A 25498-nucleotide genomic window follows, 5' to 3' on the forward strand; every position below is an offset into this window, starting at 1 on the left:
GCGGCCTGGGCAACAAAATGGGTAGATTCCATTCTATCAACTCAAGCCTCGCACAACTCACTCGCAATCATCTCCGCCTGTTTCAACACGGTTTCGGTCGCCAAGAGTTGCATATCCGGCGGATAACCGTATTGCCGCAAAAGCCGTTTGACGATCACTTTTAATTTAGCACGGACACTTTCCTTGATCGTCCAGTCAATCGACGCGTTTTCCTTCACTTTTTGCGTCAATACGACTGCGAGTTCCCGCAGCTTGTCATGTTGCATCAATTCTTTAGCGCTCTCATTGTTGGCCACGGCGGTATAAAACGCATATTCAAAATCGCTCAAGCCCAGTTGTTTGGCTTCACTATCGGACGCGACAATTTCCTTGCTGATTTTAATCAGCTCATCCATCACTTCGGCAGCGGTCAGGATTTTGTTCTGGTATTTCTTGATGGCCGCTTCCAGCATCTCCATCAAGGATCTGCTTTGTACCAGGTTCTTTTTCGCCCTCGTTTTCAACTCGTCATTGAGCAGCTTTTTCAAAACTTCCAACGCGACGTTTTTATGCTCCATGCCTTTGAGTTCGAGCAAGAATTCTTCGGACAGGATGGAAATATCGGGTTTCTTGATGCCGGCCGCATCGAATACATCAATGACTTGTTCGGAGATTAAGGCCTTGTCGATGACTTGCCGGATCGTGGTTTCGATTTCCTCATCGGTTTTTCCGGAGCCGGTGCCGTCAAACTTGGCCAGCCGCGCTTTGACCGCCTGAAAGAACGCCACTTCATCCTTGGCTGCCATCGCCTGTTCATGCGGAATGGCAATGGCGAAGGCTTGCGAGAGCGCCGTCACTTCATTGATATATCGCTTTTTGCCGTCTTTCAGCCCCAAAATATGCTCTTCGGCGGCCAGAATAATGGAGAGTTTCTGACGGGTATCCGCCGCGAAATAATCCTCGTAGGCAAAGTCGTGGTACATGGCGGAAACGACTTCGAGCTTTTCCAGCATCAGATACACGGCCTGCTCTTGGGCCAAAGTCGGATCGCCTCTGCCGCCCGAATCCGAATAAAACGATAGAGCTTCTTTCAGGTCCGAAGCGATACCCAAATAATCGACGATCAAGCCGCCCGGTTTGTCGAGATAGACGCGGTTGACTCGTGCAATCGCTTGCATCAGATTATGGCCTTTCATCGGCTTGTCGATATACAGCGTATGCAAGGAGGGCGCATCGAAGCCGGTCAGCCACATATCGCGAACGATAACGAGCTTGAGTTCATCATTGTTATCCTTCATCCGTTCGGCCAAGGCTTTGCGTTGTTGCTTGGTGGTGTGATGTTTGGCCAGCTCGGAACCGTCCGACGAGGCCGCCGTCATCACGACTTTGATCACGCCTTTGTTCGGATCGCCCGAATGCCATTCCGGTTTGAGTTTGATGATTTCATCGTACAGGGCCACCGCGATTCGGCGAGACATCGTGACAATCATGCCTTTGCCGTCAAAGACCTCCTGCCGGGCTTCAAAATGAGTGACGATATCTTTAGCGATATTCTTGACCCGCTCATGGCTGCCGATCAGGGCTTCGACTTGTGTCCATTTGGCCTTGGCTTTCTGGGTGTCGGTCAGGTCTTCTTGATCCAGTTCCTTATCGAGTTCGCCAATCAGTTTTTTGCCTTCGGCACTCAAGCCGACTTTAGCTAACCGGCTCTCATAGAAAATTCGCACCGTGGCGCCATCTTCGACCGCTTGGGCAATATCGTAAATATCCACGTAATTGCCGAATACGGCGGGCGTGTTGACATCGGTTTTTTCAATCGGCGTGCCGGTAAAGCCGAGATAAGTGGCATTCGGCAAGGCATCGCGTAGGTATTTGGCAAAACCGTACACGACTTTTTTGCCGATGACATTGCCGTTCTCGTCTTTTTCATCGACCGTTTTGGCTTGAAAACCGTATTGAGTCCGGTGCGCTTCATCGGCAATCACCACGATATTGCGCCGGTCGGAGAGCTGTTCGTAAACATTGCCCTCTTCCGGCTGGAATTTTTGGATCGTGGAAAAAATCACACCGCCGGAACCGACCCGCAACAGGTCTTTAAGTTGTTGCCGGTCTTCGACTTGCTTGGGCTCCTGCCTCAATAATTGGGCGGAAGCGGCAAAGGTATCGAACAATTGATCATCGAGATCGTTGCGGTCGGTAATCACTAATACAGTCGGATTATCCAAGGCCAGCACGATCTTGCCGGTGTAAAACACCATCGACAGCGATTTGCCGGAACCTTGCGTATGCCAGACCACACCGGCTTTTTGATCGCCTTTCGGTTGTTGTCTGACATCCGGTAAACCGTAACTCGCCGGCGGTTCAGTGAGCGTCATTGCTGAGTCAAAACCCGCTGCGCGTAGCGTCGAAGCAATGGCGGCATTGACCGCGTAATACTGATGATAGGCGGCGCGAGTTTCTTAACCGTGCTGATGCTGATCACGCCGGTTTTTGGATCTTCTTTCTTGGCTTTCTCGAATACGATGAAATGCCGAACCAAATCCAACAGCGTGGCTTTGTTCAACATGCCGTTAATCAGGGTTTCCAGTTGACTGACCAAATGCGAGGCTTCGGTTTTGCCATCGACGGATTTCCACGCCATGAATCGGCTAAACCCGGCCGATAAAGACCCGGCTTTGGCCTCCAGCCCATCGGAGATCACCAAAATGGCGTTGGTGGTAAACAAGCTTGGAATAGTGTGCTTGTAAGTGTCGAGTTGCTTATAGGCCGATTTAATCGTGGCGTTTTCATCGGTGGCGTTTTTCAGCTCGATGACCACGAGCGGCAAGCCGTTGACGAACAACACCAGATCGGGGCGTTTGTTCTGGTTGTTCTCAATCACCGTGAACTGATTGGCCACCACGAATTCATTGTTTTCCGGGTTGGCAAAATCAATCAGCCAGACCAGATCGCCGCGATCCTGTCCGTCTTGGTTATAACTGACTTTCACGCCTTCGGTCAGCATTCGGTGGAAGGCTTCATTATTGGCCAATAAGTCGGGCGAATGGATGCGCTCAACGTCTTTCAGTGCTTCTTGCAAGGCATGGCGCGGCACAGACGGATTGATGCGCAGCACGGCAGACCAGAGGCGGTCTTTCAGGATGACTTCGTCATAGCGGCTGCGTTCCGGATTGTTGCCGTCGGGGGAAATGTCAGGCGCATAAACATAGTGATAGCCAAGCTGTTCAAATAGCTTGATAGCGAAGTCTTCAATCGCGCTTTCGGTGAGTTGGGGCATGGCGTGTATTTGTGACCAGGGAGCGTTAAATAATCCGCCGGAGTGATGATTTCAAATGGTGTTTGTGTTCTCAATACCAACAAATCCTCATCGCCGGTAACTAAAAAATCAGCCTGTCCATTAAAAGCTAATTCCAAAAATATTTGGTCTTTATTATCTCTGCATTTTGGCAAATGGTTTTTATTGGCTTCTGAAATCGTCACTGTTTCGGTATAAGGCAAGTAATGAGAAGCCAATATGTCTACTTGCTCGACATTTAACTTGAATTTTGGATAGACTAAAACCCGTAAAAATTCGGTACGGGTTTCCTCACAAATCAACGGCGTTATATTTTCTTGTCGCCAATGTTGGACCAAAACCGACAGCTTGCCGCGAAATAACAAGGCTGAAATAATCGTGTTGGTATCAAAAACAACCCTCATTTTTCCCGCGCCCAATGAATCGCGTCGCTTATATCGGTTTCACTGATATTTTGCGCGGCGACATGGTCGCGGATGGCGTCCAGTTCGTCATTTTCATCATCTGCCAAAATCAATACTTCGATTTTTTGCCCTTTTTTTAACGCTAATGGGCGTTTTAAGGTGATATGCTGCAAGTCCTCTAGCGTGATTATTTCTTTGTAGGCATACATTAGTTTTCCTCAAAAGGCATGGGTAGTTAAGAATTGTAGTTTACCCTGACTTCACTGCTCATAAACTTGAGGAGGATGTGTCGCCAAGTCTTCAATCGCGGATTCGGTCAGTTGGGTCATCCATTTTTACCATTGATTAAATTGATAATGACCTTGACGATGGTATCTTTTTCTTCCGGCTTGCTTTCGGCGATCAGCAAAGTAAAGGCAACCAAGGCGTTATCGGCAATGCGTTTTTCGCCGTCTTGGTTGTACAGATAATCGTGTCGCTGTAAAAACCAGGCAAAAATCGCCGCCGCGATGCGTTTATTGCCGTCGCTGAAAGAATGGTTTTTGACGATGAAATACAACAGATTCGCCGCTTTTTCCTCGATGCTCGGGTACAGTTCTTCACCGCCGAAGGTTTGATAAATCGTGGACAGAGAACTTTTGAACGAGTCGTCCTTTTCGTTACCGAACAATTGACCCAGCCCTTCCTGTTGTCGCCATAGCCGGATTTGAGCGATGGCTTCGGCATAGCGAATCGGCGTCTGCGTGGCTTTTTGCGTACCCGCGATGACCAAGCGTTGATGGTCGTAATCATCCAGCACCGTCAAGGCGTGGCTGTATTGTTCCAGAATCGTCAGAATGCCTTGCGATTCGTTAGCCGACAGTGACTTGTTATGCACCAAGCGCGACGATAACGCGATGGCGCGTTGCAAATCGGCAAGTTTTTCCTGGCTGGCACGCAGTTTTTGTTCGTTCAGGGCGTAGCCTTGCAGCAGGTATTGCTTCAGGATAGTGTTGGCCCAGATGCGGAATTGGGTGCCGCGTTGTGATTTAACCCGATAACCCACTGAGATGATCACGTCGAGGTTATATTGATTGACTTCATATGTTTTGCCATCGGATGCAGTTGTCCGGAATTTCCGGACAACTGCAATTTCTTGTAACTCGCCTTCCTTGAAAATATTACGGATATGTTCGGAAATGGTGCGCTTGTTTTTGTCGAATAATTCGCACATTTGCGCTTGACTGAGCCAAACGGTGTCTTGTTCCAAGTGGACATCAATGCGAATACTGCCGTCTTCATTTTGATAGATGGCGATTTGTTGGGGCGGGTTCGTTAAAGTCATGCGGTGATTCTCAGGGTCGATAGCTCATAATGAGCCGCGTAGCAACGGCCAGTAAGCGTTTATCGCGTGTCCATAAGGTTGCGTTAAGCGCCAATTTTGCAGCGGCTAACAAATGCACATCGACAAAACCGATGCCTAAACCAAACAAGGCATTCGCTTCGATAAACCGGTTGATTTCCTCACCAAACGCAACCGGCGCTTGCGGCAAGTTATCCAACAGCCCTAAAAGGGTATGCCGTTGCGGTAAATTATCTAACGCGAGTTCGCCCCGGACAAACGGATGGCCTAACACTTGACCGTTTTCCAATAAACCGACTAACGCCGGTTCTTTTTTGCGTAAGTGGTCGATCCATACCGAGGTATCCACTAAGACCGGCATTGTTACAACTCGGATTGCCGGCGCGGGATGGGCTGCAAATCGGGGGCAATACCGCCCAGGCTGGCTAGGCACTTGGCGCTCTCGCGTTCAATCAGGGCCTTCAAGGCTTCTTTGATGAGGCTGGATTTTTCTTTAAGGTTGGTTAAGGCTTGGGCTTTTTCGAGTAATTCATCATCTAAAACAACCGTGGTGCGCATAATGTCCTCCGTACTATGTCATCGAATGATGCGCTTTTTTGTGCAGTTAGGTAATTTTACTCGCACTTCACCGTTTATCCGTCTGGGGAGGGAGGGTATTTTCGTTTATGCCGCTTCAGCTTCATTTTGTTTAGCGTAGCTATACAGAGTTTTAGGCTCTATATCAACCATTGCATTGTTAAACTCTAAACAACCCCATTCAGAGTCAATATGTGCCGTCTTAATCTCCTCTTGATTGACATGGCTGGCAATTAAATTACTCAAATCAACCCGTTTTTGTTCGCCATTTTCAAAATCCAAAACAAACCAATAATCGTGCAGATGCGTAAAATTAACTAATTTCATCATTACTCCAAAGGTTCTACTTTATGAAAGTTTTGACTATCCCACATTTCAATCAATTCGTCTTGATGAATTTCTGTCCATTCCCGAACGAGTTGACGGCATTTTTTGGGAATATGCCCCTCGATGATATTGAGGTTCATTCATTCCATGACCGCCTCATAATCTCCGTATTTGATATGAATAGGCCGTGGCGGATGCTCCTTATCAATCAAGTACATCCGAATAATAATCCCATAAAACGGCAAATTTCAGGCATAGTATTGTCTACGGTACATTTTGTTGTTTCTGATAGTTCTCATACGGTCACCCGAACTTCACCGCTCATCAGCTTGGGTAGCAGGGTGTCGCGGAGTTTTTCGAGGGTGTGGATTTGAACAATATTTTGTTTAATTTTATTTATTGAAGGCATAACCAAATTATTAAACTCGTGTAACTTCATATCATCCGGCACGGCCATAGGATACTGACTTAGAGTTTCCCAATTCGTCCTTGGCATTCGTGTCCCGCCCGATCCAAGGTTTGCATACTCAACAACATCACTCTGATAGAAAGCAAATAAACAATAAGAAAAGTAGTCTGTCTTTTTGGGTCGTATTACCAAAATGTCTGTTGAACACACACCACCATAAGGTGCAAAACAGACTTTGTGAAAATACGGGCGCAGCTTTCCAAAAAGAATGTCATTTTCAGAAAATCGAAACTTATTGCTTGTGACATCACTTGTATTGCCCGATTGAATAAGGGCGATGTTTCGGCGGTCGATATGTTCCAATCCGACGTATTTTGTTTCTGAATCTATGTCGCTTGGCTTTACGCCGTTTTTGGGATTTACTGCGAAGTGGCCGAGAGTGCCATCTTCCCAATCCTCCCCCGCCTCCTCAACAAACCACTGCCGGAACAGCGATTCAGCCATGGCTTCGAGGGTCTTGTTCTGGCGGTGCAGCAGGTCGATTTTGTCGTCCAGGCTGGACAGCATGGCGGCAATGGCTTTTTGTTCGATAAGGGCAGGCGCAGGTACTTCTATTTCTTTTAACGAAGTTAACGGATTGCTAATTGACGGAACCCCGACTTGCGATTCATATTTTAGAATTTGATACTGCCCAAAGTCTGACTTGAAGAAATAAAACAAGAAGTCGCTGTCGATCAAATCTGAATTTACAGTCAACTTCATTCCAGACTGAGAAATTACATAACGAGGATATTTACCATAAGGTATTAATCCAACTTGCCCGATGGTTCCTCTATGGGTAAAGACTAGATCACCTGCTTTGCAATTACTTCCTAGCAATTCATCAGCTTTTTCCTCAGTTAAATATACGAAATCGCCATCAACATACTTTGCAAAGTTGAGGTTTGTTCCTCTAATCACTGGTACGCCAAACGCGACGAAATTTTCAGCCTTAATATTAGAGCCAAATGGCCCCATGGCAATCGCGCGATTATCTTCACTTTTAATGTCAGAAATTTTCCTTAAACCCCACTCTTTTGGAATACTTCCAAAATCGGTTTCCTGCCACTCACTCATAGCTGCACCCTCCCCAACATCTCAATCGCCCGCATCTGCATCTTTGAAAACGCAAACCACTTCTTGCCCAAATCCTTGAGCGATGCGCCGATGTGGCAGATGTCGTCGTCGATGATCAGGAAACGGTCGTGGGCGAGCTTGAATTCCTGCACCTCAATAGCCGGGTATTGCGCGTTGAATTTGGCGATGTCCTGGGCAAGCTGACGGCTGATGTTTTTGGTCAGCAGTTGCACGCTCACCCCGGCCTTGCGCTTGGCGAGCAGCAGTAAGACGCTTTCATCCAGATAGTTGTCGATGAGGATAATCCGTTGCTTGGCGGAGCGGATCAAATCGCAGACAAAGGCGTAGGCATCAAAAATTTGACCATCGAAGAAAATGCCTTGCTCGGGCTTGACGCTTTTGTCCTCCAGCGCTCGGAAAATCTGTTCAAATTTTTGCTCCGTTTCCGCTTTATGTTCTATTTGTCGCTTTTCAACCGTATCCAAACGCTGAAAAATCTGAGCGTTTGCCAGTAAGAATCTGCGCGTAATGACAAAAGCCCGCATAATATGAATATTCACTTCAATGGCTCTATCACTGGTTAGCACAGATGAAATAGCCGCAACTCCCTGCTCGGTAAAAACATAAGGCAGCGAACCGCCAAGGTGTTGTTTTGAAGGTATCGCATTTTGCGATACCATGAACTCAACCTCTTCTCCAGTGAGCTGAAACATAAAATCGGATGGAAAGCGTTTGATGTTTCTTTTTACCTGTTCTCTCAGCCTGATAGGTTTTACCTCGTAAAAAGTGGCCAAATCCTTATCCAACATGACTTGAACGCCGCGAACCGTGTAGATGCGATTTTTTATTTCCTCAATTTTTATGAGTTCATATTCGCTCATGTCAATTGCGCCCTTTGCAGATGCTCCAATATCAGTGGGGTTGGTCATACTTTCACCTTTGCCAAATTCTCGGCGATGGCTTGATTCAGCGCCGCTTCTTCCACTAACTGCGCTTCAAACTCGGCTTTCAATGCGGTAAAGCGTTCTTTGAAATCGAAATCGTCGGCTTCATCGGGCAGACCGACATACCGACCGGGGGTTAAGACGTAATCCAGTTCCTTGACGCGCTCAATCGGCGTGGAAGCGCAAAAACCCTTGATGTCTTCATAGCTGCCTTCGCCGGTGCGCCAAGCGTGGTAGGTATCGGCGATCTTTTGAATGTCTTCGTGCGAGAGTTCCCGGGTGCGGCGATTGATTAGGTGCCCCATGTTGCGGGCATCGATGAACAAAATTTCGGATTTACGCGGGTGGCCGTTGTTCCTTGCGCGATTCATGAACCACAGCGCCGCCGGTATTTGCGTATTCAAAAACAGCTTGGCGGGCAGGTTGACGATGCAGTCGATCAGATTGCCTTGTTCAATCAGCGCTTTTCTTATCTCGCCTTCGCCGCTGGTTTTACTGGTTAGCGCACCTTTGGCCAGAACGATCCCCGCTTTGCCGGTCGGCGATAGGTGATAAACAAAATGCTGGAGCCAGGCGAAATTGGCGTTACCGGCAGGCGGCGTACCGAATTGCCAGCGCCCATCGTTACGCAGCAAATCGCCGCTCCAATCGCTGTCATTAAACGGCGGATTGGCGATGATGAAATCGGCTTTCAGGTCTTTATGAGCATCGTTTAAGAACGAGCCTTCGTTGTTCCATTTGACTTGCGAGCTATCAATGCCGCGTATCGCCAGATTCATCTTGGCCAGCCGCCAAGTGGTTTGGTTGCTTTCCTGCCCGTAAATCGAAATGTCGTTGATCTTGCCCTGATGTTCTTCGACAAACTTTTCCGATTGCACAAACATGCCGCCCGAGCCGCAACACGGATCGAGTACCCGGCCTTTATACGGTTCGAGCATTTTGACCAATAATTCAACGATACTGCGCGGCGTGTAGAACTGGCCGCCTTGCTTGCCTTCAGCCAAGGCAAATTCACCGAGAAAATACTCGAACACATGCCCCAAGACATCGGCGCTCCGGGCTTTGGCGTCGCCCAGCGCGATATTGCCGACCAGATCGATCAAGCCGCCCAAATTGGTCGGATCGAGGTTTTGCCGGGCATAGACTTTCGGCAATACGCCTTTTAATGATGGGTTTTCTTTTTCGATGGCATCCATCGCAGCATCGATGAATTTACCAATATCCGGTTGCTTGGCCTTGGCCAGCAAGAACGACCAACGGGCTTCGGGCGGTACAAAAAAGACGTTTTCGGCTTGGTATTCGTCCTTGTCTTCGGGATCGGCACCGGCATATTCGCCTTTGCCGGCTTGAAGTTTGGCGAAATGCTCTTCGAACGAATCCGAAATATATTTGAGAAAGATCAGTCCGAGAACGACGTGTTTATATTCGGCGGCATCAATGTTCTTGCGGAGTTTATCAGCCGTTTTCCAAAGTTGTTTTTCTAACGGTTCTCGTTTGGTTTCTTTTGTTTTTTTTGCCATGTCATTCCGTGCATGATTAAAATTTTTTCAGGCCACTGTCTCGCCGTATGAAAGACCGCAAAAACCTGAATTGGTTGCCCTGGTGCCCGATACGGCAAAATGTATTGGGTCCCGGTCAAAAACAACTCGTGCGTTCTTTCAACCCTGCCGGAACGACCTAACTGCGGTTGATCGACCAACACGCCAACACGATCTTTTATTTAGACCCACAAAAAATGAGTGTCATGCTTGTTCTCGTTTTTTCCGTTCAATCACATCTTCTATTTTCCTTATAATCTCTTCGTCACTGAGCTGCAGAAGACGATCAAGGCTTCTGTTTTGATCGGTTTTTTCGATCTTGTCAGCGTGACGCCGTAGGTATTCTCTCAACGCTTGATTGACGATGTAATTACGCGACCGGTCCAGCGATTCGGCCAGCTGGTCGAGCTGGTGGATAATGTCCGGTTCGGTTCTGACGGTGAATGCTTCGGTTGTGGCCATAGTTAATAATTCAATGCGGTTTGATTCGGTTCGAATCTTACCCGATCGCTTGAACGGGTTCTATCAAATTCTGAATGATCACCCGATAGCCTTTTTTCTTCTTGGCATCGAAACTTTCCCTGCGGCTTCCAATGCTTCCGGTTCGTTGTCGAACCAATCGCGGCGCACTTGTCCCGGTGAGCCCACCCCGCCCCATTCCCGAACCAACGACCAATCGCCGAACAGGCCGGGCGTGACGAACAGTTGATAAAACCGGTGCCGGTTCTTGTCTGGATCGTGGTGTTCGAGGTAGATGTGGGGCATGGCTCGTATTGATTTAGTTCAGACTACCCATTTACGGTAGCGCTGATGACACCGTAATATTGCGCTCTGTGCCCGTCTCGGTTATCGCATAATCGACAACCACCCTATTATCGTTGGGGTATAACTCATCTTTGCGTTGAATTAACCAAATCAACAAATTAAAGTAAACAACTGAACTTGGCATATTTTCTGGATTTGAATTGCTTATATACTCACTTAGATCATCTGCAAATTTATTTTGAGCTGAAGGCAAGTTATTCAGTGCGTCCAATAACATCTCATGCCGTTTTTCCTTCGGTTGAAGCGCGATATTCCAAGCCACCGCCGCCGCTGCCATCAGATTTTTGTATCCATGCAACGGCAAATCGTGATCGTAAGGCTCGCATAGATTGATCAAGGCTTCGGACAATTTAACCCCACCGTATTGCTGAAGTACGGCTGCTTTTTGTCGTTTTAAGTGTTTTGTACGGCTCGCTTTGCCCATAGTTCTTTCCTAAATATCCGCCACCAATTTACTCAACCGCTCCTGCCCCGCATGCGTATAAATCTGCGTCGTTGCGATACTTTCATGGCCCAGCAGCGCCTGGATGTCGACCAATTGCACGTCCTTTTCCAATAGCCTCGTGGCGTAAGTATGCCGGAGCTTGTGCGGTGTGACTTTTTTGTCGATGCCGGCCTTGTCGATCATCTTCTTGAGATAAGCCCTAGCCGCATGCGCGCTGGCCGGCCTAGCACCGGGCTTTTTAGCGAATAGGTATTCGTCCGGCGTTTTGCCGACGATCGACAACGCCAGCACCCGACCGAAACTTTCCGGCAACGGTACTTGCCGTTCCTTGTTGCCCCTCCCTATGACCCGCACCGACTTGGCCACGCCGTCGACCACGCGAATCTGATGCACTTGCAGGCTCAGCGCTTCACTGATGCGCAAGCCCGACTTTTGGATCAGTTCGAACAGCAATTCGTAGCGCTGCCGTACATTGATCGCCGAAGCCCGACTGCGGCCGAATATCGTTTCGGGAATGTCGTCGTAATTGCGGGTGGCCCGGTTGAAGGTGTCCTGCTCTTCCGGTTCCAGCCAAACCGGTATTCGTTTCGGGCGTTTCGGTTTCTCGATTTGGTAGATGGGATCGTCTTCCACCAGGTCGTTGCGTTTGGCCCATTTATAAAAGGTGGCCAAGCAGGAAATCTTTCGTGCAATCGCATGAGGGCCGACTTTGTTTTTGGCCAAGTGCTGAACAAAGTTTTCCGCCGCCGACGGTTTGCATCGCCGCCAATCCAAATGTTCGTTTTCCAGCCACCGCTCCCAAATACTTAAATCCGAATTGTAGTTGTAACAAGTCGTGTCGGAGTGGCCCTTGGTATATTTCAGATAGGTCAAAAACTCTTTTCGGATTTGCCCGAACGTTTTTTCATTTTGATCTTCCATCTCTCCTCCATGCCGCGTTTCGAAACCTGTTCGAAAAATTTGGGCTTTTTTTTGGGGCCATCGGCGATTTGCGATTTTTTAAAATGTCTATTTTAGTTTATGGAACTTAAAATGCCAAAACGTAAAAATCTAGGTTTCAAGCAAAAAATTGCCTATTAGGAACCGCAAAAACACACAAAACCAAGTCCCGGCAACTATAAATTTACCGAAGCGAATGTTTTAGTAACTTTTAATCATATCCGACCGGAAATTAACGCTTAAACTCATTCAAAATGACAAAAACTGACTCTTTCGCTATCATTGGTTTTTAAATTAAGCCTAGTTAGAATTAACCAAAAATGGTTAGTTCTAACCGAAAAATCGGTGAGTAATTGAATGGCCATTTCAAATACAGAAAAACAAAACCGCTTTTACGCTTCAAAAATAGCTGCGGGCGAATCCAAAATATCCTGCTGGCTAACAAAAGAAGATCAACAACGTCTGAGCCGGTTAATGAAAAACCTCGGTGAAGAAAGAGGCAGTAAAGCCGGCTATGCCGATGTGATCAGCGAAGCGTTAAAGCGCTTGGAAATCGACATGGCGCCGCCCGGGGCGAAAAACATGGTCCGGTATGGCCTACTCTACTTAAACAACGAGGGTGAAAATGAACGACGATAAGCGCGAAGTCGTGGTAACCGACATCCAGATGCCGTTTAACTCGATGGTGTTTTTCATGGTTAAATGGGCGATTGCCTCAATACCGGCAATCAGCATCTTGATGATTGCCGGATTATTTGCTTCAACATTTTTCGCCGCATTGATGCGCTGACCGATGCTAACCCCACAGGAGCGGGATTTTCTCGAAAAACGACGACGCCTTACCCGATACTGGCCAATTGGCGCCGGCTTGCTGTTGGCGTCTTTGGCGACCCTAACCGTTTGGCTATGGAACTACTCGCCTTATCTGGTCAACCCTTATTACGTCATTGATCGCCTGGAGTCGGGCAAGACCGATGCCGGCATAATGGAAATATCGACTTTGCTGCTGCCGATGATGACGCTGACTGTTATTGTTTTGCTCGGGCTTGCGGTCGTGATGGGCTTCGCCAGTTTCGCCAACGAAAAGAAATACCAGGTTATCATTAATAAACTGCTGAACGACAACGACTAATCCAGTTATCCCCAAAACCTGTGGATAACCTCGTCTATGTGAGAGGATGCCTTATAATTTGCAAGATTCAAGACTTGCCCCCCATGGTTGCTAACAAAAATATAAACGCGGACGGCAAAAAGCTTCGCGATGCTCAGCTTTTGCCACCGGTTATATCGGTCGTTATGCAGGCCGTAGCCTGGATAGAGCAGCGCGACATTCGGGGCTTCGAAGCCGTGCTCTTCATGTAACAGCTTGCGCTGCATACGGGCTACATTCAACTTCCACTACTGAATTTAAAAATGCGAAAGGAATAAACTGCCGAATTTAGGCTTACTGGCACCACTCCGGCGTCAACGAGGTGCGCCAGAATTGATCTTCTTTTTCGAATAGGCGGCGGCTTTCGGTGGGACCCCAACTACCAGCCGGATAAGTCGGAATGAAGTCGCGCTCGACGGCCCAGGTTTGCAAAATCGGATCGACGATACGCCAAGCATATTCGACTTCGTCGAAACGCAGAAATAACGAGCGGTCGCCTTTCATGACATCCAGCAATAAATCCTCATAGGCATCGATCGCTTTTTCATCGCTGTTTCGAAAACCGGCGTCCAAGCTGCTGGTGCGTGTGCGCATTTCCAATCCAGGTTCCTTGACGGTCATTTCCATGCGAATGCGTTCTTCGGGTTGAATGCTCAACAGGACCCAATTCGGATTCATGCACTGCACATGCGTATCGCGGAAAAACTGCAGCGGCGGATGGCGAAAGCAAATCGAGACGACCGATTGACCTTTGGCCAGTCGTTTGCCGGTCTGTAGATAAAACGGCACGCCACGCCAGCGCCAATTATCAATGAATAATTTTACGGCGGCATAGGTTTCGGTAATGCTGGTTGGCGGAATGTTGTCTTCCTCCAGATAGCCTTTGACCTTTTCCTTGCCGACCGTGCCTTTGGCGTATTGGCCGCGATAGGCATGCGCGTGTACCGCCGATTTGGGTATTGGGCGAATCGATTTTAAGACCTTGACCTTCTCGTCGCGCAGCGATTCCGCTTCCATTGATGCGGGCGGTTCCATTGCAACCAGCGTCATCAGTTGTAGCAAATGGCTTTGCAGCATGTCGCGCAAAGCTCCGGCCCCATCGTAGTAGCCGCCGCGCGTGTCGATACCGATATCCTCGGCATGGGTAATTTGAACATGGTCGATGTAGTTGCGGTTCCACAGCGGCTCTAGCATGACATTCGCGAAGCGGAAGACCAATACATTCTGCACCATGCCTTTGCCTAGATAATGATCGATCCGGTAGATCTGTTCTTCGCTTAAAAAACGACCGATCCGTTTTTGCAACGATTGCGCGCTGTCCAAATCATAACCGAAAGGCTTTTCGATGATAACGCGTTTCCAGCCGTATTCTTCATTCAACAATTCGACTTTGCTAAGCGATTCGATGACATTACCGAAATCCTCGGGACTGATCGCGAGATAAAATGCGATGTTTTTGGAAAAATCTTCATCCTTACCCAAGGTAACGGCCAGTTCGCTATAGCATTCCGCTTCACCGAGATCGCCGCGATGATAGGAAAGCCGATCGCTGAACCGGGCGAATACAGTTTCGTCGATACCTTCCCTGACCTTTGCGCCGATCATTTCCCGAACTTCCTCAAGCCATTTTTTTTGGTCCCAAGGCCGTCGGCCAATGCCCACGATACGACTGCCTTCCGGCAGTTTGTTTTCGAGATCCAAATGATAAAGCGCCGGCATCAGTTTAATTCGTGACAAATTGCCGGTTGCGCCGAAAATGACGTAGGTACAGGGTTCAGCGGACATAGAATCGACTCGTGGTATGCGTATGATTTAAACGTTGTAAGTAGACGATGCGGTTTTACCGCCGTGTCCGGTCCAGTCGGTATGAAAAAACTCGCCGCGCGGACGGTCGGTGCGCTCGTAACTGTGCGCGCCAAAATAATCGCGTTGAGCCTGCAACAGGTTGGCGGGCAAGCGCTCCGTCCGGTAGCCATCGTAAAACGCTAGCGCACTGGAAAACGCAGGGGCCGGAATACCGAGTTCGATACTGAGTATAACGGCTTTACGCCAGCCGGGTTCGGCCTGCCGCATAGCATCGACGAAGAAATCGGCCAGTAGCAAATTTTCCAAATCGGGATTACTGTCGTATGCTTGTTTGATATCGTTTAAAAATGCGCTGCGGATAATACAACCGCCCCGCCACATCAGCGCGATTTCGCCGTAGTTCAACGACCAGCCGTATTCTTTCGCCGCTTCGCGCATGAGCCGGAAACCCTGCGCGTAAGAAATGATTTTCGATGCATACAAGGCATTGCGGATGGTTTCGATGGCTTCTTGCCGGTTTCCCTCAAAACGGTTGACCGGTTTAGGTAGCTTTTGCGAGGCATTGATGCGTTCGTCTTTCATCGCCGACAGGCAGCGCGCGAAGACTGATTCGCCGATTAGCGTCAGCGGAATGCCTAAATCCAGCGCATTAATGCCGGTCCATTTACCGGTGCCTTTTTGGCCGGCCGTGTCGAGGATCTTGTCGAGCAGCGGACTGCCGTCTTCGTCTTTATAGGCAAGAATATTGGCCGTGATTTCGACGAGATAGGAACTGAGTTCCGCGCCGTTCCATTCGGCGAAAATAGTGGAAATCTCATCGGCAGAAAGGCCGAGTCCTTCGGACATCAGTTGATAAGCTTCGCAAATGATTTGCATGTCGCCGTATTCAATGCCGTTATGGATCATTTTGACATAGTGGCCCGCGCCGCCATCGCCGACCCATTCACAGCAAGGCTGGCCGTCGACTTTTGCGCTGATCGCCTGCAATACCGGTTTAACGCGGTTCCAAGCATCCGGGTGACCGCCGGGCATAATCGAAGGCCCGTGCCTTGCACCTTCCTCGCCGCCCGAAACGCCGGTGCCGATATAAAGCAAGCCTTTATCTTTTAGCACCTTGGTGCGCCGGTCGGTGTCGGTAAATAGCGAATTGCCGCCGTCGATGATGATGTCGCCGGCATCGAGTAGCGGGGCTAGTTGTTCTATATAATGATCGACCACTGTTCCGGCTTTCACCATTAACATCACGATGCGCGGCTTTTCCAGTTTCTGCACGAGATCTTCGAGCGAGTCAGTTCCGACGATTTGGGTGCCCTTGGCCGGCCCCGTGAGGAACTCGTCGGTCTTTTCTGTCGTGCGGTTGTAGACGGCTACCTTAAAACCATGATCATTGATGTTGAGAACTAAATTCTGGCCCATGACCGCCAGGCCGATTAAACCGATATTCGCTTTCATATTACGTGCTCCCAAAACCTGTTCTAAGTTTCATAGTAGCACGGGCGCGTTTTTTTGCACGGCTACATTTAATGCTGACGAACCTTTTTATTAAACGGAGTCTGCCGAATTTGGACCGATTCCGGGTTGTCGGTATACTGAAACGCAAAGCCTTTGTTTTCATGAACCATCATTTCAAATCTATACGCATCGTAGATCAAAATTCGGCAGTCTAACCATGAATTTTACAAGATTGGCTAAACATTCCCGCTAACCTCTTGGGCGAATGAAATCTCTATACAAACGCTCACAAATTATTGAATTAACTTCTTATGATTCATGATCTTCATGTTGAAATACTTTTTCTAAGATGATGGAATTTAGGCGCTGGGCAGAAAAACCGAACACCCGGAACTTCCTAAGCACTGCCGAAATTTGAAGTGTGAAAGGTATACGAAAGGTATGATTGATTGAATCGACTTAAAATAGATGTCGATCGACAATAATAATTCTAGGAGAGCGCGATGGAAAATACAGGTTATACAATGAAAGACGGGCGGCAGTGGTTTGTCGATGGTTGGAAGCTGTTTACTAAAAGCCCGCTGTTGCTGATTCTCGGCACCGTGATCTGGATTCTGCTGGAAGTCCTGCTAGCACTACTTCCAGTAATCGGTGAGATATTGGACGGTTTGATCTTTCCGGTGATGTATGGCGGATTTTTGTATGCCATTCGAGAAGCCGACGAACAGCGAAAGATGAAAATCAGCCATTTTTTCCAAGGCTTCATCGATTCGGCCAAGCTAAAACCTTTGTTGATTCTCGGTTTGTTAATGGTATTCTTCGAAATTATTGAAGCGGGATTAACGGTTACACTGGGACCTTTTACGGCACTGATACTAGCCGCGCCATTGGGTATCTTGGTCATTTCAGCGTTATTGTATTCAGTACCCCAAGTGATGTTCAGCGATAGCAAGCCAGTCGATGCCATTAAAAGTAGTTATCTCAACTGCGGACGTCATATTTCGGCGATGATCACGGTTTATCTGTTCTTGATACTCTTTGCCCTGCTGTCTGTCGTTACGATTGGTTTGGCGATGATTTTAATTATACCGGTAACGTTCTGCGCGCTTTATATCAGCTATAAAGCGATTTATCGATAGCATAAAACCAGGTGTGTTTTTCGGCAATTCCCGGCGGAATATTGAGTCATGTTTCTGTTGGATATGGGCTAACCTTTATATCCTAAATTTCTGTACGAACTAGTGCGTGTTTTTTGGAGTATATGAAATGACTAGCTATGACCTGATCACTCGGCAACTCTACTCACTATCCATCACCCTGTTCGGATTGTTGTGCTTTAGTTCATCGGCTATGGCGCAGCAATATGAAGCAGTCGCGTCAGATGCCGCTATTCAATCCGCTATTGAACAAGAACTCCCCCATCTGGACCGGGATTCGAAAAACTATAAAACTCCATTGGCCGGGGAAGGCTTCAAAACCGAGTTTCTCGGCGAAGAAATTATTGTCGATCCGCGTGACAGAACATCGGTCAATGCCTGGATGCTGGGTCTTCAATACAACACGCCGGGCCCCGACGATCGGGACATTTTTCCGATTGGCAGCCTGTATTTTTGGCGACAGCCCGAACAAAGCAAGTTATTTTATGCGAACATTGCCGGGGCATATAACGATTTGTTCTACGGCGAACAATTGCCCGATTGGGGCGAGTTTCAATATGCATTAGCATTTAGGAATTTTACGCCGCCGAGTGCGATGAGCGAAGTCGTCGACGGACGAAGCGTGCTCGATGAAGAAATGTATTGGGGCCGCTTGCAATGGGATATCGGTCTTGGCTATCGAACTCAAGTCGACCCCGGTTATAACGACAATATCTTCATGGCCAATCTGTATTTCGAGCCGGGTTTTTTATATTTCAGCAAGGGCAGCGAAGCCGCCGATAATCTGTTCGCGCCCCGCGATACCGTTGAGCTCGGCTCACGCCTGGAAGTGAAATACGACGGGTTAAAACGGAATATATTGTGGCTGGCTCACGAAGGTTTTGCCGCCGGTGGAAACCTGGTCTACGGCCACCGCGTGAATTGGCACGATTGGGGGCTTAACGGCAATCAATACCGCGCTAGCGATTCTCGGGATCATTTGAGATTCGACGCCTATGCGTTAGGCGCCACCGGCGTTCCGTTCATTGATAGCGATAGACACCGGCTATTAGGCTCCATCCATGGCGGTACGGGCGCCAATCTGGACCGATTTTCGGCGCAACGCATCGGAGGCGGTGTCAACCCAATGGGTTGGGATTTTGCCTCGACTGCCATGCCCGTGCTCCCTGGCGCTTCGGTATGGGAATATTATCCCGAACACTATTTGATCGGTAATGCCGAATACCGCTGGGAGCCGATTTTTTTCAGTTATTTGAGCTTGCACGGAACTGCGGGCTGGTTGAATCCGGTACGCAATATCGGCGGCGAATTTAAGAGAGAAGAAACGTTTTATAGCGCGGTGGGCGGTCGGCTCGCGACCGGTTTTCTCGGTGAATCGATGTTGGTCGTAGATGTTACCCATAATTTTAACGTACTAAGGGATGACGAACGTGGCGGAAGCGACATTACTTTCTTTGTGGTGAAGGAGTTTTAATTTGCCGTTACCTGAAAAATTGAGGCGCGGCGGCGGGTTTTTCAACCCGCCCAGCATGATTTTAACCCCATTTGCTTAATTCACTTCATACGAAGAAAGATGGGATTTTGACTGCTTGCCGACAGTCTATCGATGGAACTCAATCAGGTCTCGCCGTGTCGTAAACGAGAATCTTTAATGCGTAGTTAATAGGGCGAAAAACTGCGTAACACAATGAATAGCCCAATTTTTTATCTAGCCTTCATCAACAAAACTGAAAAAACTTACCCATGAATAAATTAACCAGCATAGTGACAACCTTAATCATCGGACTGTCCCTCGGATTGGGCAGCGTCTCGGATGCCGAAGCCAAGCGGTTCGGCGGAGGCGGCTCGTTCGGCGGCAAATCCTCGTTCAGTAAACCGTATCAACGCTCTGCCTCACCGGCAAAAGCCGCACCAACACGGCAACAGCAACAAGCCCAGGCTCAAAACCAAGCAGCCAAGCAAAGACTCGCCAGTCGCGGCGGCTTGATGGGCATGCTCGGCGGCCTGGCTTTGGGCGGGTTGCTTGGCGCCATGTTGTTCGGCGGCGCCTTCGAAAACTTCAATTTCATGGATATTTTAGTCTTCGGCGGTATCGCGTTTTTACTCTATAAACTATTTGCCGCCCGAGCCAAAAATGCCGCGCGCCCGGTACCGGCTTATAGCCGCGACAGCTATGAACCGCAACAGCGCTCAACTTCCGCCTATAGCGATTATGAAGCGCCGCAAGCTCAAACGCCATCGCGCGCCTCGATCGGTAATGCGGGTTTCAACACTGATCTCTTGTTTAAGAAAGGCCCTCAAGCCAATAAAGATTCGGAGTTCGAGCCGGCTATCGAAAATCGCGAACTCATCTTGCCGGAAGGTTTCGATGAACATGCTTTCTTGAACGGCGCCGAAAATGCGTTTAGAGCTTTGCAAGCCGCTTGGGACGATCGCGATCTAGCCGAAATCAGAGGCTTGACTACCGACCGCGTGTTCGCCGAAATACAAGATCAACTCAAGGCCTCGACCGATGACAACCGAACCGAGGTCATCAGTGTTCAAGCCGAGTTGCTCGATGTGCGCGAATCCGGCAGCGAATTGGAAGCGACCGTATTGTTCGATTCCTTACTTCGCGAAGACATTTACGGACCGGAGCAAGCTGTACGCGAGGTCTGGCATTTCGTTAAGCCGAGAAATAGCCTGCAGCCGAAATGGTATTTGGACGGCATTCAGCAAGTCGAAGAATAACCTTAAATCCAGCGATACAAGGTTCGGCGGGGTCTCCGCCGAACCTTCGCACTTTCCAAAATATGGACATTTCTCCAGCCAATCCTCAATATCAGCCGAGCCCGCGGAATGCCTCATTGCTGCTGGTCGAAGATCATAAGAACCTGGCTCAAGCGGTCGGGGCTTATCTTGAAAGCAGCGGCTTTACGATGGATTATGCCTACGACGGATTGTGCGCACTGCATCTTGCCGCAACGCAACGCTATGATGCAATCATTCTCGATATCACGCTACCCGGCGGCATCGACGGCTTAGAAATATGCCGGAGACTGCGTAAAGACGCGCGTTTGTCTACGCCGATATTAATATTGACGGCTCGCGATCAATTGCAAGACAAGCTGGAAGGATTTCAACGCGGCGCCGACGATTATTTGGTGAAACCGTTCGAAATGCCGGAGCTCGAAGCCCGCATCAATGCCTTGATCCGCCGCGAACGGGGCGAATTGGACGAGTCCGTTTATCAAATTCACGACTTGACGTTCAATACCAACACGATGCAGGTCATACGCCAGGGCCGTATTATTCAATTGTCGCCGACATGTTTGCGAATACTGCGCATCTTGATGCGTGAATCGCCCAACCTCGTGACCCGCGAGCAATTGGAACAAGAACTCTGGGGAGAGCTGATTCCTGATAGCGACACGCTCCGAAGCCATTTATACAAACTCCGCAAAAAAATCGACAAGCCGTTCGATGTGCCCTTGCTCGAAACCCAATCGGGGATCGGTTATCGGTTGATCGCTCCGAATTAACCTAGAAAAAGCATTTCACCATGAAGGGCATGAAGATAATGAAGGGAAGAGAATTGAGTGCAGGCTTCGCCTGCACTCCAGCGGCAATAATGATGACATAGGCTGTTAATGGTTAGTGACTCATTTAAATTGAAAACGCTGTATCTTCAAGACCTTCATGCTCTTCATGGTAAAAAAATAAATGACATTTTTTGGAATCAGCACCCCGAGAAAGTTTAGATATTTTCTTGAAATACTTCATGCGCTTCATGGTTAAACTGCCTAATTTAGGAATAAGCGCTTTTGGAACGAACCCCCTGCTCGATGAAACCACTGAAAGACCGCAATTTTGACCCGTTTGTCGAAAAATTCGAACAAAAAGTCTATGCCACGCCCAAAGGCGATTGGCGGCTCAAGCTATTGAAGGAAGACCTCGACGAGTTTTACCGGGCAGTCGAGCCACTGACGATATGGGATGCCGGGTGCGGCTTTGCGCAAATAAGCCAATGGCTTGCCGGGCAAGGTCATCGACTGACGCTATGCGACGTCTCGGAAAAAATGTTGGCACGGGCGCGGCAGCACTTTTCCGAAGCCGGCCTGATCGCCGAATTTCATCATGAACCCGCGCAAACGCTCGCGGCCAAACTGCCCCCATTCGATTTGGTTTTATTTCATGCGGTAATCGAATGGCTCGGCGACCCGCTGCCGGTCTTGCAAATCATCATGGATAAGGTCAAGCCCGGCGGCTATTTGTCGCTGTTGTTCTATAACCGTAACGCGATGGTATATACCAATGCCTTGAAAGGCCATTGGCGCTGGAGAAACCTGCTTGACGATGCCTATCTCGGCAAAGGTAAAAAACTAACGCCGCCCAATCCTCAATATCCTCACGAAGTCATCGAGCGATTGCAAAGCCAGGGATTTAGCATTACGGCGCATACCGGCATTCGCGTGTTTCACGATTATGTAACAAAAGACACTATGAACGGTAGCGATTCGGCCGAATTGTTCGAATTGGAATACCGCTACTGCCGAATGCCGACCTACCGCGACATGGGGCGCTATATTCATCTATTGGCTCGTCGGCAAAGCGATAACGATTAATTCCCTGTCGCTTTCAACAGCGCTTGCAAATCCTGGCCGCTCGGCATTTGATGGACGCGCAGGCCGAATTCCGGCACTACCGCTAATACATGGTCGAAAATATCGGCTTGAATACTTTCGTAATTGACCCAGCGCGTATCGTTGCTGAACGCATAGACCTGAATCGGCAGTCCGTGCGCATCGGGTTCCAATTGGCGCACCATCAAAATCATCGCCTGATGAATACCGGGATGCGCCTTGAGATAGGCATTCAAATAGGCGCGGAACGTACCTAAATTAGTCAGCCGCCGGCCATTCGCAGGACAAGACAAATCGGCACGCTCCTCGGCATTGGCTTTGTCGATTTCGGCTAGTTTTCGTTCGATATAATCGGTCAGCAGCTTAGTTTTACGCAAACGAACGATATCTTCTTCGGATAAAAACGCAACACTAGCGACATCGATTCGAATACTGCGCATGATGCGCCGGCCGCCGGATTCTTGCATGCCGCGCCAGTTTTTAAACGAATCGGATATCAAGGCGTAAGTCGGGATCGTGGTAATCGTTCGGTCCCAATTCTGCACCTTGACGGTAGTCAAGCCGATATCGATCACATCGCCGTCAGCTCCGTATTTAGGCATTTCCAGCCAGTCGCCGACGCTCAACATTTTGTTGGCCGAGAGTTGAATGCCGGCAGCCAAGCCCAATAATGAATCCTTAAACACCAATAGCAGGACCGCCGTCATCGCGCCTAAACTGCTAAGCAAAATCACCGGCGATTTGTCGGTGATAATCGAAACAAATAAGATACAGGCAAAACCGGATGCAATCAGCTTTATACTTTGGAAGACGCCGCGCAAAGGCCAATGCCTTGCGACGCGGTATTGATGCGCCAAGTAAAGCAAGGTGTCGAGCAAGGAAAATAAGCTTAAGAGCAGATAAAACAAGATCCACAATTTAGCGGTTAATTCGATGCCGGATAAAAACAATGATTCTTGGGCCAGCCATAGCTGCGCTTGCCAGCGGACCAACATGGCCTGAAATACGAAAGCAATGCGATTGAATAAATTTTGCTCGAATAAGGCGCGCTTCCAAACCCATTTGCTGCGGTAGGCCAGTTTTTCGACTAAACGCAGAAATACATAATGCAAGATGAGGTGGGTTAATATTGCAATAACAACGATGGCCGCCAGTGCGATTGCCACTTTGGCGCTAGGTTCCAGATTTAAGTCTTGCAGCCATTGTGTAGCCGTATCAAACACGAATAACTCCTATAATAATTTCATAAAAAACATATTCATTTTCAATAACCATAAAGCCGGTTAAAAATAATTTTCAGACTCAATTTCATTGACAATAAATAATGGTAACCTAATACAGCTCCATTTTTATATTGGCAGGTCAGAATATAAAAAAATTGTTGGGCTATTCAAAAAACTTATCGATTCCATAACTCGTCAAAGCAAATTAGAGTAACTATTCAGTCCCCCATCAATTATCGTTCCCATGCTCTGCGTGGGAATGCCTGAGTACCGCTCCTGCGGTACGAGACGCTAGAGCGTCTCGTTCTGCATTCCCACGCCGGAGCGCTCTTCGTTATACATAAGTCAAAAATTACTCTTTTACAATCTTTCCTCGTTCCCACCGCTCCAGCGTGGGAATGCATACCGATCTTGCCCCGGCTGACAAGGTATGGGTTCCCACGGAGGACCGTGGGAACCAGAAAAAACTTGCTAAACAGAGGTTATCGTATACTTGAAAACGGTGCTGTTTGATAAATTTGCGGATATTGGATATCAGTGGCTCCGAGATCGCGATCTGGGGATCGCTCCCACAGAGCATCCAGCCCCTTGTGGGAGCGACGCCTTCGTCGCGATTTCGAAGCCGGTTACGTTAAGCAACAATAAAGGGTATCGAGGTCACATTCGCCAAGACTTCATGCCAAAGCAGAGTTTGCGAGACGGGTTTCTCAAACAGAGTTTGGGAAACAGCGTAAGATGTGTATAACGATGAGCGCCGGAGCGTGGGAACGTTAGGGGGGTGTGAATAATTACAAATTAGATGCTGTAGACTTGAGCCGCAGGGGCATAACCGATTGTATGAGTAATAAGATGAACAAAACTTTGCTAAGCGCTTATCTTGGAATCCTAATCGCCTATTCTGGAAGCCTTAGTGCAAGCCAGAAGACCATTCCGCTACCGATCGATTACCGCTTGATTCGAAATGTGCTGGTCGAACAGCTCTACACCGGCGCCAACCGGACTGCCCATTTATGGAAGGATAGAGGCGGCTGTAGTTTACTCGATATGTCCAACCCTAGAATCGACGGGCAACAAAACCTCGTTCGAATCGTCAATGATGTTCATGCCCGCATCGGCACCGCCATGGGCGGCCAATGTTTAACCGTGTTGGATTGGACAGGCAAGCTCGAGACCTTTCAACGCGCGGTACTGGAGACTGGCGGCACTGTTTTACGCTTTCCGATCGACAAGGCGGTTGCTTACGATCCGGGCGGACAAGCATTGAGAATCGATCAGTTGCAGGATTTACTCAAGCGTTTTGCCGAACCGAAATTGGCATCGGTTAAACTCGACTTGCGAGAAGTGCGCGGCGATATCGAAAAAACGCTGGTACCCGTCACGACTCCGGAAAATAAAGCGGCGCTGCAAGCCTTATTGAGCTCGCTCCGATTCAGCGAAGTCAAGGCAGGTGAAACCGGTTTGAGCGTAAAAGTCGCTTTTGAGGTTCCGCAGGCAAATGCAAGAACAAACAAGCAACCCGTGCCGATATTCAACGAAAGCGAAATACAAAAATGGAATGTAGCCTGGCAACGCTGGAACGCTTCATTATTTGAAGCGATCGATCGTGCCGCGGACGATAGGGTTTCCGAGGACGTTCGCGATACGCTTTTGGAGACTTTACTTGCGGCTAAATCGGCCTTCCACAAAGGCTTGACGAGCAACGACACAAGCGGCGGCGATCCGGTCCGGATATTTTTCAACGATTCATGGGATCGATTGGCGCCGGTGCTGCGAACGATAGCCAAAGACGTACCCGGTACAGAGGGCTTGCGCTTTCTGACGTTTATCACCGCAACGGATTTGCTGTACGAGCTTGAAGCCATCGGCTCACCGCTCGGCTTGGACATATCGTCCGACGGATTGCGCCGTTTGGGCCGTATGCTATTGGCTAAGGAACGAGCATGAAATAA

Annotated in this window: 28 protein-coding genes and 1 pseudogene; 10 read left to right on the forward strand and 19 right to left on the reverse strand. The window is 48.7% G+C overall.

The genetic code is table 11. The features are described from left to right. Window positions 1–41: 41 nt before the first annotated feature. The 16 genes and pseudogenes from WJM45_RS19040 to WJM45_RS19115 all read right to left on the reverse strand — a co-directional run bounded on the left by WJM45_RS19040 (window position 42) and on the right by WJM45_RS19115 (window position 12121). Window positions 42–2393: a type I restriction endonuclease subunit R gene (locus tag WJM45_RS19040; protein ID WP_341328978.1), complete on the reverse strand. Its 2352-nt coding sequence runs from the start codon at window positions 2391–2393 to the stop codon at window positions 42–44. Further along, window positions 2351–3232, reverse strand: a complete 882-nt coding sequence (locus tag WJM45_RS19045) for a type I restriction endonuclease (RefSeq protein ID WP_341328979.1) — start codon at window positions 3230–3232, stop codon at window positions 2351–2353. The genes WJM45_RS19040 and WJM45_RS19045 overlap by 43 nt, the downstream gene beginning before the upstream one ends. Then, window positions 3115–3693: a putative toxin-antitoxin system toxin component, PIN family gene (locus tag WJM45_RS19050; RefSeq protein ID WP_341326597.1), complete on the reverse strand. Its 579-nt coding sequence runs from the start codon at window positions 3691–3693 to the stop codon at window positions 3115–3117. Before WJM45_RS19050 ends, WJM45_RS19045 begins: the two co-directional genes overlap by 118 nt. Beyond that, entirely contained in the window at window positions 3675–3887 is a 213-nt protein-coding gene (locus tag WJM45_RS19055; RefSeq protein ID WP_341326598.1) for a hypothetical protein, read from the reverse strand. Before WJM45_RS19055 ends, WJM45_RS19050 begins: the two co-directional genes overlap by 19 nt. Window positions 3888–4003: 116 nt before the next feature. Further along, window positions 4004–5002 carry a virulence protein RhuM/Fic/DOC family protein gene (locus WJM45_RS19060; RefSeq protein ID WP_341326599.1) on the reverse strand — a complete coding sequence of 333 codons (999 nt, stop codon included), beginning with the start codon at window positions 5000–5002 and terminating at the stop codon, window positions 4004–4006. A 10-nt stretch (window positions 5003–5012) separates the two neighbouring features. Then, window positions 5013–5381: a VapC toxin family PIN domain ribonuclease gene (locus WJM45_RS19065; RefSeq protein WP_341326600.1), complete on the reverse strand. Its 369-nt coding sequence runs from the start codon at window positions 5379–5381 to the stop codon at window positions 5013–5015. 2 nt (window positions 5382–5383) lie between these two features. After that, the gene (locus WJM45_RS19070) at window positions 5384–5578 is read right to left on the reverse strand and encodes a type II toxin-antitoxin system VapB family antitoxin (RefSeq protein ID WP_341326601.1); all 195 of its coding nucleotides are present in this window, start codon (window positions 5576–5578) and stop codon (window positions 5384–5386) included. Window positions 5579–5683: 105 nt separating this feature from the next. Next, window positions 5684–5926: a DUF2442 domain-containing protein gene (locus WJM45_RS19075; protein ID WP_341326602.1), complete on the reverse strand. Its 243-nt coding sequence runs from the start codon at window positions 5924–5926 to the stop codon at window positions 5684–5686. Then, window positions 5926–6141: pseudogene (locus tag WJM45_RS19080) on the reverse strand (DUF4160 domain-containing protein). The gene WJM45_RS19075 and the pseudogene WJM45_RS19080 overlap by 1 nt, the downstream one beginning before the upstream one ends. 77 nt (window positions 6142–6218) lie before the next feature. After that, entirely contained in the window at window positions 6219–7448 is a 1230-nt protein-coding gene (locus WJM45_RS19085) for a restriction endonuclease subunit S (RefSeq protein WP_341326603.1), read from the reverse strand. Beyond that, window positions 7445–8377 (reverse strand): ORF6N domain-containing protein, encoded by a 933-nt coding sequence (locus tag WJM45_RS19090; RefSeq protein ID WP_341326604.1) that lies wholly within the window; start codon window positions 8375–8377, stop codon window positions 7445–7447. Before WJM45_RS19090 ends, WJM45_RS19085 begins: the two co-directional genes overlap by 4 nt. After that, entirely contained in the window at window positions 8374–9912 is a 1539-nt protein-coding gene (locus WJM45_RS19095) for a class I SAM-dependent DNA methyltransferase (protein WP_341326605.1), read from the reverse strand. Before WJM45_RS19095 ends, WJM45_RS19090 begins: the two co-directional genes overlap by 4 nt. Before the next feature lie 222 nt (window positions 9913–10134). Continuing rightward, entirely contained in the window at window positions 10135–10392 is a 258-nt protein-coding gene (locus WJM45_RS19100; protein ID WP_341326606.1) for a ribbon-helix-helix domain-containing protein, read from the reverse strand. 78 nt (window positions 10393–10470) lie between these two features. Then, window positions 10471–10695, reverse strand: coding sequence for a WGR domain-containing protein (locus tag WJM45_RS19105; RefSeq protein ID WP_341326607.1), 225 nt, complete (start codon window positions 10693–10695; stop codon window positions 10471–10473). 31 nt (window positions 10696–10726) lie between these two features. Further along, window positions 10727–11179 (reverse strand): hypothetical protein, encoded by a 453-nt coding sequence (locus WJM45_RS19110; RefSeq protein WP_341326608.1) that lies wholly within the window; start codon window positions 11177–11179, stop codon window positions 10727–10729. A gap of 9 nt (window positions 11180–11188) precedes the next feature. Further along, on the reverse strand, window positions 11189–12121 hold the full coding sequence (locus tag WJM45_RS19115; protein WP_341326609.1) for a tyrosine-type recombinase/integrase: 933 nt from the start codon (window positions 12119–12121) through the stop codon (window positions 11189–11191). Window positions 12122–12496: 375 nt separating this feature from the next. Here WJM45_RS19115 and WJM45_RS19120 point away from each other — a divergent pair, with 375 nt between their 5' ends. The 4 genes from WJM45_RS19120 (at window position 12497) to WJM45_RS19135 (ending at window position 13501) form a co-directional block, all read left to right on the forward strand. After that, on the forward strand, window positions 12497–12778 hold the full coding sequence (locus WJM45_RS19120) for a hypothetical protein (protein ID WP_341326610.1): 282 nt from the start codon (window positions 12497–12499) through the stop codon (window positions 12776–12778). Beyond that, entirely contained in the window at window positions 12765–12929 is a 165-nt protein-coding gene (locus tag WJM45_RS19125; protein WP_341326611.1) for a hypothetical protein, read from the forward strand. Before WJM45_RS19120 ends, WJM45_RS19125 begins: the two co-directional genes overlap by 14 nt. Window positions 12930–12932: 3 nt before the next feature. Then, a complete protein-coding gene (locus WJM45_RS19130; RefSeq protein ID WP_341326612.1) occupies window positions 12933–13271 on the forward strand; it encodes a hypothetical protein in 339 nt (112 codons plus the stop codon). An 83-nt stretch (window positions 13272–13354) separates the two neighbouring features. Next, a complete protein-coding gene (locus tag WJM45_RS19135) occupies window positions 13355–13501 on the forward strand; it encodes a hypothetical protein (protein WP_341326613.1) in 147 nt (48 codons plus the stop codon). 82 nt (window positions 13502–13583) lie between these two features. Here the strand turns inward: WJM45_RS19135 and zwf are convergent, their stop codons facing one another. Next, window positions 13584–15074, reverse strand: coding sequence for a glucose-6-phosphate dehydrogenase (gene zwf, locus WJM45_RS19140; protein ID WP_341326614.1), 1491 nt, complete (start codon window positions 15072–15074; stop codon window positions 13584–13586). Window positions 15075–15101: 27 nt separating this feature from the next. Continuing rightward, a complete protein-coding gene (gene gnd / locus WJM45_RS19145; RefSeq protein WP_341326615.1) occupies window positions 15102–16547 on the reverse strand; it encodes a decarboxylating NADP(+)-dependent phosphogluconate dehydrogenase in 1446 nt (481 codons plus the stop codon). 503 nt (window positions 16548–17050) lie between these two features. On the opposite strand from gnd, the gene WJM45_RS19150 reads away from it, so the two are divergent. The 5 genes from WJM45_RS19150 to WJM45_RS19170 all read left to right on the forward strand — a co-directional run bounded on the left by WJM45_RS19150 (window position 17051) and on the right by WJM45_RS19170 (window position 22308). Beyond that, window positions 17051–17686 carry a hypothetical protein gene (locus WJM45_RS19150; RefSeq protein WP_341326616.1) on the forward strand — a complete coding sequence of 212 codons (636 nt, stop codon included), beginning with the start codon at window positions 17051–17053 and terminating at the stop codon, window positions 17684–17686. Window positions 17687–17813: 127 nt separating this feature from the next. Continuing rightward, entirely contained in the window at window positions 17814–19178 is a 1365-nt protein-coding gene (locus tag WJM45_RS19155; RefSeq protein WP_341326617.1) for a hypothetical protein, read from the forward strand. A gap of 269 nt (window positions 19179–19447) precedes the next feature. Beyond that, the gene (locus tag WJM45_RS19160; RefSeq protein WP_341326618.1) at window positions 19448–20434 is read left to right on the forward strand and encodes a Tim44-like domain-containing protein; all 987 of its coding nucleotides are present in this window, start codon (window positions 19448–19450) and stop codon (window positions 20432–20434) included. Between the two features lie 62 nt (window positions 20435–20496). Beyond that, complete coding sequence (locus WJM45_RS19165; protein WP_341326619.1) at window positions 20497–21225, forward strand: response regulator transcription factor; 729 nt, start codon at window positions 20497–20499, stop codon at window positions 21223–21225. Between the two features lie 303 nt (window positions 21226–21528). Continuing rightward, on the forward strand, window positions 21529–22308 hold the full coding sequence (locus WJM45_RS19170; RefSeq protein WP_341326620.1) for a methyltransferase domain-containing protein: 780 nt from the start codon (window positions 21529–21531) through the stop codon (window positions 22306–22308). Here the strand turns inward: WJM45_RS19170 and WJM45_RS19175 are convergent. Beyond that, window positions 22305–23549: a mechanosensitive ion channel family protein gene (locus WJM45_RS19175; RefSeq protein ID WP_341326621.1), complete on the reverse strand. Its 1245-nt coding sequence runs from the start codon at window positions 23547–23549 to the stop codon at window positions 22305–22307. The genes WJM45_RS19170 and WJM45_RS19175 overlap by 4 nt on opposite strands. Window positions 23550–24398: 849 nt before the next feature. Here WJM45_RS19175 and WJM45_RS19180 point away from each other — a divergent pair. Beyond that, window positions 24399–25493, forward strand: a complete 1095-nt coding sequence (locus tag WJM45_RS19180) for a hypothetical protein (protein WP_341326622.1) — start codon at window positions 24399–24401, stop codon at window positions 25491–25493. Window positions 25494–25498 lie beyond the last annotated feature (5 nt).

Source organism: Methylotuvimicrobium sp. KM2 (assembly GCF_038051925.1).
In the GTDB taxonomy this organism is placed as follows: Bacteria; Pseudomonadota; Gammaproteobacteria; order Methylococcales; family Methylomonadaceae; genus Methylotuvimicrobium.

Bases quoted from the DNA above. Each gene is read 5' to 3' on its own strand.
- WJM45_RS19055 (WP_341326598.1), bottom strand. From the start codon at position 3,887: ATGTATGCCTACAAAGAAATAATCACGCTAGAGGACTTGCAGCATATC.
- WJM45_RS19060 (WP_341326599.1), bottom strand. From the start codon at position 5,002: ATGACTTTAACGAACCCGCCCCAACAAATCGCCATCTATCAAAATGAA.
- WJM45_RS19065 (WP_341326600.1), bottom strand. From the start codon at position 5,381: ATGCCGGTCTTAGTGGATACCTCGGTATGGATCGACCACTTACGCAAA.
- WJM45_RS19070 (WP_341326601.1), bottom strand. From the start codon at position 5,578: ATGCGCACCACGGTTGTTTTAGATGATGAATTACTCGAAAAAGCCCAA.
- WJM45_RS19075 (WP_341326602.1), bottom strand. From the start codon at position 5,926: ATGATGAAATTAGTTAATTTTACGCATCTGCACGATTATTGGTTTGTT.
- WJM45_RS19085 (WP_341326603.1), bottom strand. From the start codon at position 7,448: ATGAGTGAGTGGCAGGAAACCGATTTTGGAAGTATTCCAAAAGAGTGG.
- WJM45_RS19090 (WP_341326604.1), bottom strand. From the start codon at position 8,377: ATGACCAACCCCACTGATATTGGAGCATCTGCAAAGGGCGCAATTGAC.
- WJM45_RS19095 (WP_341326605.1), bottom strand. From the start codon at position 9,912: ATGGCAAAAAAAACAAAAGAAACCAAACGAGAACCGTTAGAAAAACAA.
- WJM45_RS19100 (WP_341326606.1), bottom strand. From the start codon at position 10,392: ATGGCCACAACCGAAGCATTCACCGTCAGAACCGAACCGGACATTATC.
- WJM45_RS19105 (WP_341326607.1), bottom strand. From the start codon at position 10,695: ATGCCCCACATCTACCTCGAACACCACGATCCAGACAAGAACCGGCAC.
- WJM45_RS19110 (WP_341326608.1), bottom strand. From the start codon at position 11,179: ATGGGCAAAGCGAGCCGTACAAAACACTTAAAACGACAAAAAGCAGCC.
- WJM45_RS19115 (WP_341326609.1), bottom strand. From the start codon at position 12,121: ATGGAAGATCAAAATGAAAAAACGTTCGGGCAAATCCGAAAAGAGTTT.
- WJM45_RS19120 (WP_341326610.1), top strand. From the start codon at position 12,497: ATGGCCATTTCAAATACAGAAAAACAAAACCGCTTTTACGCTTCAAAA.
- WJM45_RS19125 (WP_341326611.1), top strand. From the start codon at position 12,765: ATGAACGACGATAAGCGCGAAGTCGTGGTAACCGACATCCAGATGCCG.
- WJM45_RS19130 (WP_341326612.1), top strand. From the start codon at position 12,933: ATGCTAACCCCACAGGAGCGGGATTTTCTCGAAAAACGACGACGCCTT.
- WJM45_RS19135 (WP_341326613.1), top strand. From the start codon at position 13,355: ATGGTTGCTAACAAAAATATAAACGCGGACGGCAAAAAGCTTCGCGAT.
- zwf (WP_341326614.1), bottom strand. From the start codon at position 15,074: ATGTCCGCTGAACCCTGTACCTACGTCATTTTCGGCGCAACCGGCAAT.
- gnd (WP_341326615.1), bottom strand. From the start codon at position 16,547: ATGAAAGCGAATATCGGTTTAATCGGCCTGGCGGTCATGGGCCAGAAT.
- WJM45_RS19150 (WP_341326616.1), top strand. From the start codon at position 17,051: ATGGAAAATACAGGTTATACAATGAAAGACGGGCGGCAGTGGTTTGTC.
- WJM45_RS19155 (WP_341326617.1), top strand. From the start codon at position 17,814: ATGACTAGCTATGACCTGATCACTCGGCAACTCTACTCACTATCCATC.
- WJM45_RS19160 (WP_341326618.1), top strand. From the start codon at position 19,448: ATGAATAAATTAACCAGCATAGTGACAACCTTAATCATCGGACTGTCC.
- WJM45_RS19165 (WP_341326619.1), top strand. From the start codon at position 20,497: ATGGACATTTCTCCAGCCAATCCTCAATATCAGCCGAGCCCGCGGAAT.
- WJM45_RS19170 (WP_341326620.1), top strand. From the start codon at position 21,529: ATGAAACCACTGAAAGACCGCAATTTTGACCCGTTTGTCGAAAAATTC.
- WJM45_RS19180 (WP_341326622.1), top strand. From the start codon at position 24,399: ATGAACAAAACTTTGCTAAGCGCTTATCTTGGAATCCTAATCGCCTAT.